The organism is Marinomonas algicola (assembly GCF_014805825.1).
In the GTDB taxonomy this organism is placed as follows: domain Bacteria; phylum Pseudomonadota; class Gammaproteobacteria; order Pseudomonadales; family Marinomonadaceae; genus Marinomonas; species Marinomonas algicola.
Map to the genome: position 1 here is coordinate 3,802,370 of NZ_CP061941.1, position 11,196 is coordinate 3,813,565.

At 40.9% G+C, this 11,196-nt stretch carries 8 protein-coding genes; 1 reads left to right on the top strand and 7 read right to left on the bottom strand.

The window, feature by feature from the left end:
• Nucleotides 1–143: 143 nt before the first annotated feature.
• From IEZ33_RS17320 to efp, 4 genes are all read right to left on the bottom strand, one after another.
• A complete protein-coding gene (locus IEZ33_RS17320) occupies nucleotides 144–1,499 on the bottom strand; it encodes a sigma-54-dependent transcriptional regulator (protein ID WP_191601258.1) in 1,356 nt (451 codons plus the stop codon).
• Nucleotides 1,500–1,554: 55 nt separating this feature from the next.
• Nucleotides 1,555–3,807 (bottom strand): ATP-binding protein, encoded by a 2,253-nt coding sequence (locus tag IEZ33_RS17325; RefSeq protein WP_191601259.1) that lies wholly within the window; start codon nucleotides 3,805–3,807, stop codon nucleotides 1,555–1,557.
• Nucleotides 3,808–3,845: 38 nt separating this feature from the next.
• On the bottom strand, nucleotides 3,846–4,820 hold the full coding sequence (gene epmA / locus IEZ33_RS17330) for an EF-P lysine aminoacylase EpmA (protein ID WP_191601260.1): 975 nt from the start codon (nucleotides 4,818–4,820) through the stop codon (nucleotides 3,846–3,848).
• Nucleotides 4,821–5,120: 300 nt separating this feature from the next.
• Complete coding sequence (gene efp / locus IEZ33_RS17335) at nucleotides 5,121–5,696, bottom strand: elongation factor P (protein ID WP_191601261.1); 576 nt, start codon at nucleotides 5,694–5,696, stop codon at nucleotides 5,121–5,123.
• A 177-nt stretch (nucleotides 5,697–5,873) separates the two neighbouring features.
• On the opposite strand from efp, the gene epmB reads away from it, so the two are divergent.
• Complete coding sequence (gene epmB / locus IEZ33_RS17340) at nucleotides 5,874–6,893, top strand: EF-P beta-lysylation protein EpmB (protein WP_240009567.1); 1,020 nt, start codon at nucleotides 5,874–5,876, stop codon at nucleotides 6,891–6,893.
• Nucleotides 6,894–6,991: 98 nt separating this feature from the next.
• On the opposite strand, the gene IEZ33_RS17345 is transcribed toward epmB, so the two are convergent.
• From IEZ33_RS17345 to IEZ33_RS17355, 3 genes are all read right to left on the bottom strand, one after another.
• On the bottom strand, nucleotides 6,992–7,183 hold the full coding sequence (locus IEZ33_RS17345) for a hypothetical protein (RefSeq protein WP_191601262.1): 192 nt from the start codon (nucleotides 7,181–7,183) through the stop codon (nucleotides 6,992–6,994).
• Nucleotides 7,184–7,266: 83 nt separating this feature from the next.
• Entirely contained in the window at nucleotides 7,267–10,209 is a 2,943-nt protein-coding gene (glnE, locus tag IEZ33_RS17350) for a bifunctional [glutamate--ammonia ligase]-adenylyl-L-tyrosine phosphorylase/[glutamate--ammonia-ligase] adenylyltransferase (protein WP_240009568.1), read from the bottom strand.
• A gap of 33 nt (nucleotides 10,210–10,242) precedes the next feature.
• Nucleotides 10,243–11,184 carry a CYTH domain-containing protein gene (locus IEZ33_RS17355; protein ID WP_191601263.1) on the bottom strand — a complete coding sequence of 314 codons (942 nt, stop codon included), beginning with the start codon at nucleotides 11,182–11,184 and terminating at the stop codon, nucleotides 10,243–10,245.
• Between the last annotated feature and the right edge of the window lie 12 nt (nucleotides 11,185–11,196).

The window sequence follows — 11,196 nt, forward strand, 5'->3', positions numbered from 1 at the left end:
AATTATTTTGGTAAGCCGTTAGAGAAATTATTCCTAGTTAATTAAAAAACACCTTTTTAATGTGTTATTTTTGTTACAGAAAAACAACACAACGACAAAATATCAATAACACTAAGTTACACTTAAAAGAAGTAACCGTCTTTTCACTTAAAAATATCTTTGTCTAAATCATACTTCCGCATTTTGTCGTATAAAGTTTTTCTCGGCAGACCCAATGCCTCCATGGTTGCTTTAATAGACCCTTTTTGACGCAAAAGCTCTTGTTCTAAAAGAATTTTTTCAAACCTTTCCATTTGATCAGGCAATGTCATCACACCAGGATTAGATTCATTGGTAATAATAGAATCAAACTCAAAAGAGCCACTTTCTCCCATTAGAATATACCGCTCAGCTAAATTTCTTAATTCACGGACATTCCCAGGCCAGTCGTATGTTAATAAACTGTGCATTCTCTCCGCCGATAAAGGCGTTGACTCTCGTTTATATTGAGCCGATGCAACTAGACAGAAATGCTGCCATAACAGTGGGATATCACTATTGCGCTCACGTAACGGCGGAATATCTACGCGCACAACATTTAAACGATAATATAAATCTTCTCTAAAACTTCCCGTTTCACTAAGTTGTTTTAAATCCACTTTTGTCGCTGCAAGGATTCTTAAATCTAAGTCAATTGGTTGGTTAGAGCCCAATCGCTCTACCTTTCTTTCTTCTAAAACGCGCAATAAACGAATCTGCATCCCCATAGGCATACTTTCTATTTCATCCAGAAATAGAGTGCCTCCATTGGAGTACTCTAGTTTTCCAATGCGCTGTGTTTTTGCGTCTGTGAAGGCGCCTTTTTCATGGCCAAACAATTCACTTTCCATCATGGACTCAGGAACAGCACCACAATTGATTGCCACAAAAGGAGATTTTCGACGAGAACTGTGCTCATGAATTGAACGTGCTACAAGCTCTTTCCCCGTTCCTGTTTCACCAAAGATCATAATATCTGCCGCCGTATCAGCAACATGAACCAGGACGCTTCTTAATTGATGAATGCCAGGAGTATTACCAATAATTCTAGGGCCAGGGGCATTCTGTGCCGCCAATTCAAGACGTAAATTTCTGTTTTCTAACAATAATTTACGTTTTTCCATCGCACGACGAACCACATCTAGAAACTCAGAGTTTGAAAAAGGCTTTTCAATAAAATCATAAACACCATTGCGAATGGCATTCACAGCCATACTAATATCACCATGTCCTGTGATTAAAATAACCGGTATCTCTGGGTCAATTTTTTTTATATCTTCAAATAGCGCTAGGCCACTTTGACCTGGTAAATTAATATCACTAACAACAACTCCCGGATAATCGGCTGAAACCATCTGCTGAACACCTTCCGTGCTAGCAAATTCATGTACTGCGAATTCATCCAACTCCAATGTTTGAGTAATGGCCATTCGCACCGAACGTTCATCATCGATTAAGATAACTTCGCCAGAATTAGACATAAAACACATTTCCTTTAGTTAAAGACAGACGGCAAAACGCCTCTTGCTTTATTGATTATTCAAGTTCATTTAACGATTGAGAATAGATCATTAACTCAACACAAAACTCTGCCCCTTCATTCACTGCTTTAGAAGCATAAATACGACCATTCATGGCTTCTATAATTCTTTGACTGATAGAAAGCCCTAATCCCAAACCAACGCCTTGCGGCTTAGAGGTATAAAAGGGTTCAAATAAATGCCTATTAGCTTCCTCTGATAACCCCAGACCGGAATCCTTGACCTTAATTAACACTCTTTGATTCGCGATGACATGCACATCAATTGAAATCGCAGGATCAGTCGCTGCATTTTCATTTACGGCATCAATGGCGTTTGATAATAAGTTCACTAATACCTGCTCTAAAAAAACCATATCGGCGGTTACAAAAATAGATCGCTCTTCTGGTAAGGATAGTTGAATATTATTTTCTTTAATCTGAGAGGCCATAATACTGGCGGCGGCTTGAATAGCATGATGTAAAGAAACCGCCCCTTGATTAACCTCTCCTTTTCGAGCAAAAACTTTAAAACGCGCAACAATATCGCCCATATGTCGTCCTAAGTGACTAATTTGCTGTAAATTGTTTTCAACAGCATTTAGGTTATTCCTGGCAAGAAACGTCAGTGCGTTATCAGAAAAGGCTCTAATCGCCGTTAAAGGCTGGTTTAACTCATGATTAATACCGGCACTTAATTGACCTAGAACAGCTAATTTTGCGGTTTGAATAAGCTCTCGCTGTGTTCGCTTATGCTCATCAATCTCTTTTCGTAATCGGCGGTTAGCCTCTTCTAGCTCAAAGGTTCTTTCTTTCACCCTATCTTCAAGTACGCTTCGTGACTGGGTAATCTCCTGCTCATAACGCTTTCTCTCAGTCATATCATGAAAAGTAACAAGGTATTTACGATGATTTGGCAACTCAATCGGACAAAGTGTCATTTCTACTGACTTATCAGCATCGCCTTCACACTTTAAAATGCCTTCTGTCGTAATAAAAGCTAACTCAGCATTACTTGGTTCAGCATCAAAGTGACGTTCAGCATGACTCTTAGATTCTTTTTGATACAAACTTTCGAGATCTTTGCCAATAAATGGTTTTAATGAATGGCCAACTAATGATTCAATCGCAGGGTTAAAAGACTCAATACGTTTATCATGATCCAGTGTTACCAGACCCGCTTGAGTATTCTGAATAATTTCACGAATGTACGCTTCATTATGGCGACTCATTTCATTTGCGACAGAACGCTCGCGTAACATGCGCCGACGTAAAAATGCCATCCCAGTGAGTAGTACCACTATGGTAATGCTGCCTAGAATTACCCCCCGCCAAAGAAAAACCTCTTCATTAATTTGAGTTAACGGTGACAGCAAAGCAATTTGAAAACCTAACAAACGAATAGGCCGACGCATCACCAAAAAGCTGCTGCGTTCAAATTGTTCGGTATTGTCGTAAGCCTCTTGTGCATCTAAAAAATCAATCAGTCTTGTACGCTCATCAAACTCTTTTACTAACAAGATAGGTAATTTTGTAAGCGATTGATTCTTATAACGCTTGCTATTAGCTATTCGCTCAAGCTCTTCATAAGACAATTCCTCCATGGTTTTGTATAACCAATCAGGGCGGGAGCTGCCGAATACAACTTGATCTGGATCCAACAACAGGAATTCATAGCCTTGATTAGAAAAACGCTGCTCAAAAGGTTCTAATTCGATTTTCACCACAGCAACGCCAACAACAGAGTCACCTTCATAAACAGGATAAGAAAAAAAGTAACCTCGTCGATTTGATGTGGTTCCTAGTGCATAATATCGTCCTGGACGGCCTGAAATAGCCTGTTGAAAGTAGGGCCTAAAGGAAAAATTCTGCCCCACAAAGCTGTCATGTTGATCATAATTTGAAGAGGATATAGTCAGTCCATTCTTATCTATAATGTAACTATTCGATGCTTCAGTAATACGATTAATCTGTTCTAGTTCACGATTTAATTGATTAATGTCTGACGCTAATCCATCACGTAACGCCTTTCGAACTCGATCATTTGATGCAAGCAAAGTCGGCATATGCTGATATTTAGTAATGGCATTCTCTAAAACGCCACCGAGTTGTGACAACTGCTCTGACGTTTTTAGTTGTAGCGCTTGCAATCGTTGCTGCTTTAAAAAATCACCACCACGCCAAATAATAGCGATGAGTAATAGTACGGTAATCGTAAAGAGCCAAGTGAAACGAACCTTTGAAACCTGGTGATTCAACAATTTAGTCAATAGACCCTCTCTTAAGCATCTAAGGCAGCAGATAGAATTTATGCACGATCGCCGGCAAACGGGATCACCTGATCAATATGCTCTATGTTACACAGCAACATAAGTAACCGGTCAACACCCAAAGCCACCCCAGAGCAATTAGGCAACCCCTGTTCAAGTGCGGCTATAAGCCTTTCGTCTACTTGACGGTTTGGCAACTGTAATTGCTTTCTCTGAGATACATCATCGGAAAAACGTTTCCCTTGTTCAATCGAATCGGTTAATTCATAGTAACCATTAGCGAGTTCCATGCCTTTCCAGTAAAGTTCAAAACGAGCCGCAACCAATTTCCCATCCTGTGTTATTTTTTGAGCCAATGCCGCCTGAGAGGCAGGATAACTATGAACAAAGCACGGTAGCTCTAAGCCAATCTTTTTTTCAATCACATGACTAAACAGCAGCTCTAACAAGGTGTCTCGATCCATCTCTTCTAGGCCATAACCCGTATGCTCATGTGCCATTTGTTGCAATGTAGTCAGGGCCACGGTATGCGGATTAATGGACAGAACGTCTTCAAAAGCCGCTTGATAGCTTTGGCGCTCACACTTAACCGGTTGCCCTTCCATTAACACATTAAGTAGCTGTTCTATTTCGTCCATCAATTGCCAATGATCCAAACCCACTCTATACCATTCAAGCATGGTAAACTCTATTGAATGCCGACGACTTCGATCCTCAGCTCTAAACACCTTACCTAATTGATAAATACAACCAGAACCAGCACACAGTAAGCGTTTCATTGCAAATTCAGGGGACGTTTGCAAATAATACGGTATTGGCTCACCTTGCACATTCGTTGACAAGGTAAGCGCCTCAATATGAGGATCAGAAATAGAAGCAAGTGAAAGCATTTGTGTATCCACTTCCATGATGTTCTTTTTGTCGAAGAAATGACGAATTTTAGAGAATAATGCCGCTCTTTTTTTTAAAGTGATGATATCCGCACTCGGCTGCCAGTGATTTTTTTGGTACATGCAAACTCTTCAAGGGAATGTAGAATAAGAAAAATAAATCAATATAAGAAGCGCAACTATACAATACCGATCTAGAAAAAGGCTAACGGCTTAAATAAAGATCACCTTTATTTACCAATAAACAAGCACGACAATAGAAAGACTAAGCGTCTATACACGCGAAAATATAAGTGATGCATTTGATTATAAGAGAGTAGGAGGGTTTATCAGAATGGCGTCGCTATCGAGAAAGGAAAGCGTATTTATTCGTCGTTAAAGTAAGAATAAGCCTATCAATGTAGTATTAATAGGCTTAAGTAATTACTTGCCAGTTGCTCGTGAAACGTATTCACCTGTACGAGTATCAACACGTAACACTTCACCAATATTAATGAACAGCGGAACACGTACTACAGCCCCCGTTGACAAGGTAGCGGGTTTAGAGCCGCCATTCGCCGTGTCGCCTTTAAGGCCAGGGTCTGTTTCAGTTACTTCTAGTTCAATAAAATTAGGCGGTGTAACGGATAATGGTGCACCATTATAAAGTGTGATCATGTACTTTTCTTGCTCTTTCAACCACTTAACGGTATCGGCAACAGCCGTTGCATCAGCGCCATGCTGTTCAAAGGTGCCGTCTGTCGCCATAAAGTGATAGAATTCACCGTCGGTATAAAGGTATTCCATGTCCGTTTCCATGACATCCGCACCTTCTAAGGAGTCACCAGATTTAAACGTCCGTTCCCAAACTCGACCTGTTTTGAGGTTACGAAGTTTAATGCGGTTAAACGCCTGTCCTTTGCCCGGACGTACGTGTTCGTTTTCCAATACTGTACATGGATCACCGTCGACCATAACTTTAGCACCAGTACGCATATCGCTGGTAGAATGATTTGCCATAATTCCTCACCGTGTTTTCATTGAGATAAACGCTCTTTGCCACTCATGATAAGGAGATAAGCAAAAAGTAAAGCAAGCCAAACGCCTTGCGGGACTTTTACAGAGCGAGTGATCAAAGCGATCACTTAATTTGCCGCAATAATAACCCATATTCATATTATTTTGCAGACATTTGACGTGAACAAAATCAAAATCCAAACTGAATCCGATATTTCATGGCAACAGCATCTCTCTAAAGCGATCACAACTATTCCCGATCTTTTAGATTATGTTGGTTTACCCAGAGACCTTTCAATAGCATGTGAGGAGGCGACAACCCCCTTTAAACTCATGGCTCCTAGACCCTATTTGGATAGAATCAAAAAAGGCAATGCGACCGATCCTTTACTATTGCAGATACTGCCCGCTCAATCCGAACAAATAAAAGTAGAGGGGTACCATAAAGACCCTCTAGAAGAAGCAAACCATACGCCGCAAAAAGCACTTGTGCATAAATACAAGCGCCGTTTATTGGTCATCACGACAGGATCGTGCGCTATTAACTGTCGTTATTGCTTTAGGAGACATTTCCCCTATGGGGAGAATCAATTGGCTCAGGATGAGTGGCTTTCTGTTCTAGACTATATAAAACAGCATCCTGAAATAAATGAGGTAATTTTAAGCGGAGGTGATCCTCTCATCATGAAAGATAAGCTGCTTGCTAAACGAGTAGAAGCCCTCGACGCCTTACCACAATTAAAACGATTACGAATTCATAGCCGCTTACCGGTTGTCATTCCTCAAAGAGTAACAGAGGAAATGCTAACATGGATACGTCAAACACGACTCGATGTCATCATGGTTTTTCATATGAACCATGCCAATGAAATAGACAACGCCGTCTCTTTGGCGGCCCAAAAATTAAAACAAGCGGGCGTACATTTATTAAACCAAGGCGTTCTCTTACGGAATGTAAATGATACGGCGAGTGCTCAAGTAAACTTAAGTGAAACACTCTTTAAACATGGAATATTACCCTATTACATGTTTTTGTTTGACCCTGTTGAAGGGGCGGCACATTTTGATGTCTCTATAGAAAAGGCGCAAAAACTAATGGGGGAAGTTGCAGCGGAACTGCCTGGGTATCTTGTGCCTCGATTAGCAAAAGAAATTCCAGGAAAAAAGGCGAAAACGTTGTTTGTGCCAATTTTAACGTGAGGCGAGCCCATTACCCTCTACTGTAAACATAAAAAAAGCCAGATAAAATTACTTTTACCTAGCTTTTCATTCAAGCTTTTCAGGGTAAGGTAGAAGCCTTAAACATGGATGTTTATCGAGTTTCCTAAATTACCTTGAGGCGCTGTAGACTTAGCCGCCGTCGTCGAGGCCGCAGCACTGTCCAACAATTTCATTACCGTTTCACCTTCCTGCTTCTGCGCTGATTTTGCTAAGTTTGCACTTAGTACTTCAAGCCCATATGTAGAAGATGCACCACTAATAGTAGACATATTCATTCTCCTTTGTACCAACAATTAAAACATGGCAATAGTTTATCGGCCGAATTAAAAATTAGTAAAGTTATTTATGTATTTTATAGTACAGATTTCTCTACAAAATGACGCCACAAACAGGAAACGGTTTCTTGATTCGCCAACAGAGCTTCTTTAGGCACTACTCGACCTTGTTTCTGTAAGGTAAGTCGATGTGCACAAGAGCGATACAGTTTATAACTCTCTGCTAATCGTTCGGCATGTTCAGGGGAAATTACACCAACGTCCGCCGCCGCCTCTAATTGGCGAATGTTATCTGAATAGGCCAACAACTCTGGATGAGCATGAGCGTGCGCCAAAATGAGATACTGCACCATGAACTCAATATCAATAATACCGCCTCGGCCTTGTTTAATATCGAACTCTAGCCCCTGCTTAGCGCTATCTAAGTGCGCTCGCATCTTTTCACGCATTTTAATCACTTCAGCTTTTAAATCCTTTACATCCCGATGACTCGATAACACAGCGGCTCGAACCTTATCAAAAGTGCTGACTAAATCATGATGACCGGCTAAAGCACGCGCTCGGGTCAACGCTTGATGCTCCCAAACCCAAGCTTCTTTTTGCTGATAATCACTAAACGCCGTTAAGCTCGACACCAATAATCCTGAATTACCTGACGGCCGCAATCTCATATCCACTTCATATAAACGGCCACTGGCGGTAAAACTGTTTAATAAATGAATAATTCTCTGACCTAAACGCGTATAAAAAGTAAGGTTATCAACACTTCGTTCGCCATCGGTTGATAACGTTTGATTGGCGTTATGTAAAAACACTAAATCAAGATCAGAGTCATACCCTAGCTCCCATCCACCCGACTTTCCGTAACCAACAATAACCAATTGAGGGATAAATACAGGATTATTCTGTTCATCTGTCGGGTAGCCATGACGTTGCGTTAAATAATGCCAAGCTTGTAACATTACTTGTTCAAGTAACACTTCAGCCAACCAGGTCAAGTGATCACTCACTTTCATTAATGGCAACACATCAGTTATGTCACAAGCGGCGATGCGTAACGTTAAGGACAATTTAAAGCGCCTCATGGCATCCATTTTAGCTTCTTCATCTTCCTCCGGTAAACGAAGTAATATTTGTCTTAACTCTTCTTCCATTGAGTATTTATCTGGAGGAGAAAAAAGTGTATTCGCATCTAAAAGTTCATCAAGTAGCATAGGCGTAGTCGAGATAGACTCACTAAACCAGGCACTTTCACGACACAAGCGTATCAAATGAGTAATCGCTGTTGGGTTCTCGCATAATAAAACCAAGTAAGATGTTCGGCGTAGAATCGCCTCTAGAATGACCAATACTCTCTCAGAAACGAGATCAGGGTTGTTTTCTGTTTCTAGCTTAAGCATAAAACTCGCAAAGAAATTAGCCAAACGATCCTGTCCAATTGGCTGCATAAACACAACGCCGCGCGAAGACACAAACCGTTGGATACTGTCTATAGCCGTATCCGAGTTTTTCCAATTGACCTCGCAGGTTAATTCTTCAATGGATTCTCTAGAAATTTCTTTTTTAAACAATACTCTCCAAGAATCCACATTCGGCAAGGTGTCATTTGAAGCACTGTCTTCTTCAATCAACTCAATGAATTCTGCGTGTACCCGCTTTCGTTGTTGCCACAATAAAGAGTCTAACGATTGCCAGCTGTCAAAGCCTAGCATTGCGGCAAGTAATTCTCTTTCATCGGTCTCAGTGGGCAGTAACTGAGTCTGTTCATCGCGAACGCCTTGTAAAGCGTGCTCAACACGACGCAGCAAACAATAAGAGTTCCACAAAGAATCGACTTGTAATTGAGTTAAATACCCTTGTTCCGCAAGATACGGTAGCACCTGATAAAGAGATTGTGTTTGCAAACGCGTATCACGCCCACCATGCAATATTTGAATCGCTTGCACAATAAACTCAATCTCTCGTATTCCCCCCTCTCCCAACTTAATGTTGTGCTCTATCCCTTTTCTCTGCACTTCTTTTTCTATCATATTTTTCAAATCTCTTAAGGCCGAGATCGCTGAAAAATCGAGATACTTACGAAATACAAAGGGTTTTCTTAGCGCTTCAAAGGCTTTTACATCTTTCGGGTTGCCCGCCATCACACGGGCTTTAATCATGGCATAACGTTCCCAATCTCGACCTTGATCTTGGTAATAGTTTTCTAACGAGTCTAAGTTAAGAACCAAAGCCCCACTTTGACCAAACGGCCTCAAACGCATGTCCACTCGAAATACAAAACCATCGGCATTCACCACATCCAAATGCTGAATCAATTTTTGCCCAATTTTTGTAAAATACTCCTGATTAGAAAGCGTTTTTTTACCACCCTGGGTATCACCGTGTTCTCTAAAAGCAAAAATCAAATCGATGTCAGAAGACAGGTTTAGCTCCCCTCCTCCGAGTTTCCCCATACCAATCACAATAAGGGACAACTCGTTACCCTCTGCATCCATTGCTCGACCGTATAAGTTCAGATAATAATGCTCGATCCATAAAATACTGGCATTTACACACGCATCCGCGAGCAAGGTTAAGTAATTCGTTAGCTTTTTTAGACTAATGGCTTGTCGTACATCTAAAAATATCAAACACACCATACAATATTGACGAACTAATCTTAAACGAGACATTAACGCCTTTTCATCCATCTCTAACGGATTATCTAAAGACGTTAATAAATCGGCAACTGACGGGCTTGGCATGGTTTCTGGTGTAATATGGACAAGGTTTTCTATCCATTTAGGATGCCTCAATAATTGCAAAAACACATACTCACTGACACAAATCACACCGTTGATCTGTTCCCATACTTCCTCAGTAAGTTGAGGTAATTGTTGCAATCGATAACGCTCTTGCAACTCCAATAAACGTTTGTTATCACAGGCCGCTTGAGCATACGCAATCAAATGAGCATTATTATTCTTCGTTTTTAAGACCGTAGATCCACCAGCCGAAATAGCGTCCATTATTTTTGTCATAAGCGCCTCAAATCATTGTATTGATACATAGTGTTATTTTGAATGTTGTAAGTTAAGCCAACGAGCAATTTTAAGCATACACACCCCGACTTTTGTTTGTCTGGATAACTGTAAATACAAGGGCGTAGTGGGTGATTCCTCTGTTACAGGCCTATTTAATACTGTCTCCAATTCAACAGATAAGTCATGAGGAAGATAGCGCTGTAGATTAATAAGAGAGTCTTGTACTTTTTCAAACAAAGCGGCGTCCTGTCGATGTAACATAGCCTCCCAGTAAGTTAGCCATACTTCATACCAATAAGCCCCTATTTCAAAATCTTGAGCACCTTCAGAGAAAGTCTCTGGCAATTCAATGACAGGACATTTTAACCGAACGCCTCTTTGAGCTTTACTTACGGTGCACACCTGTACAGGTACTGCATTTGCTAAAGACAACGCCACGTCATAAAGCGCTTTTTCGTCTCCTTGCTTTAACTCGAATTCAATTTCACAAATATCATCACGGCCATAAGGAGAAGTCACCTCCCCCTTATCACATACAGCTTCGATAACGGAATCGCCATCATCAATCAACCATATTTGACGCTCAAAATCGGTACGGTAAACAATGTTCACATTCGCCTGCCATTGTTGGTTTTGCAAACTAGTTGGCAACATGTCGTGGGTAATCAAATCAAAATCAATGGTATCAGTCGGTAGGTACCATTCCCATTCACCGCGAGCGTGCATTCCGACACGGCTCACACCTCGAGTTTTTAAAGTTTGTATATATTCCTGATTGACTGAGCGAATTCTTAAGGCAATCCCTGAAGACATCAGTAACCCTGCTGCCGTATCGTAATAGCCGTTCATCAATTTAAGCGTTGGTTGTCGTGTAGCTGGCCCACTATGTAAGCAAAGTGCATCCAAAAACCTGATCGCTTTATCAAAGTAAGCGGGATGAACCATCAGTTTTAACTCAAGTTCCGTCGCCATAAAAATTCCTCT

What these genes read in the sequence shown, in the direction of transcription:
- IEZ33_RS17320 (WP_191601258.1), bottom strand. Translation starts at nt 1,499, where the DNA reads ATGTCTAATTCTGGCGAAGTTATCTTAATCGATGATGAACGTTCGGTG.
- efp (WP_191601261.1), bottom strand. Translation starts at nt 5,696, where the DNA reads ATGGCAAATCATTCTACCAGCGATATGCGTACTGGTGCTAAAGTTATG.
- epmA (WP_191601260.1), bottom strand. Translation starts at nt 4,820, where the DNA reads ATGTACCAAAAAAATCACTGGCAGCCGAGTGCGGATATCATCACTTTA.
- IEZ33_RS17355 (WP_191601263.1), bottom strand. Translation starts at nt 11,184, where the DNA reads ATGGCGACGGAACTTGAGTTAAAACTGATGGTTCATCCCGCTTACTTT.
- IEZ33_RS17345 (WP_191601262.1), bottom strand. Translation starts at nt 7,183, where the DNA reads ATGTCTACTATTAGTGGTGCATCTTCTACATATGGGCTTGAAGTACTA.
- glnE (WP_240009568.1), bottom strand. Translation starts at nt 10,209, where the DNA reads ATGACAAAAATAATGGACGCTATTTCGGCTGGTGGATCTACGGTCTTA.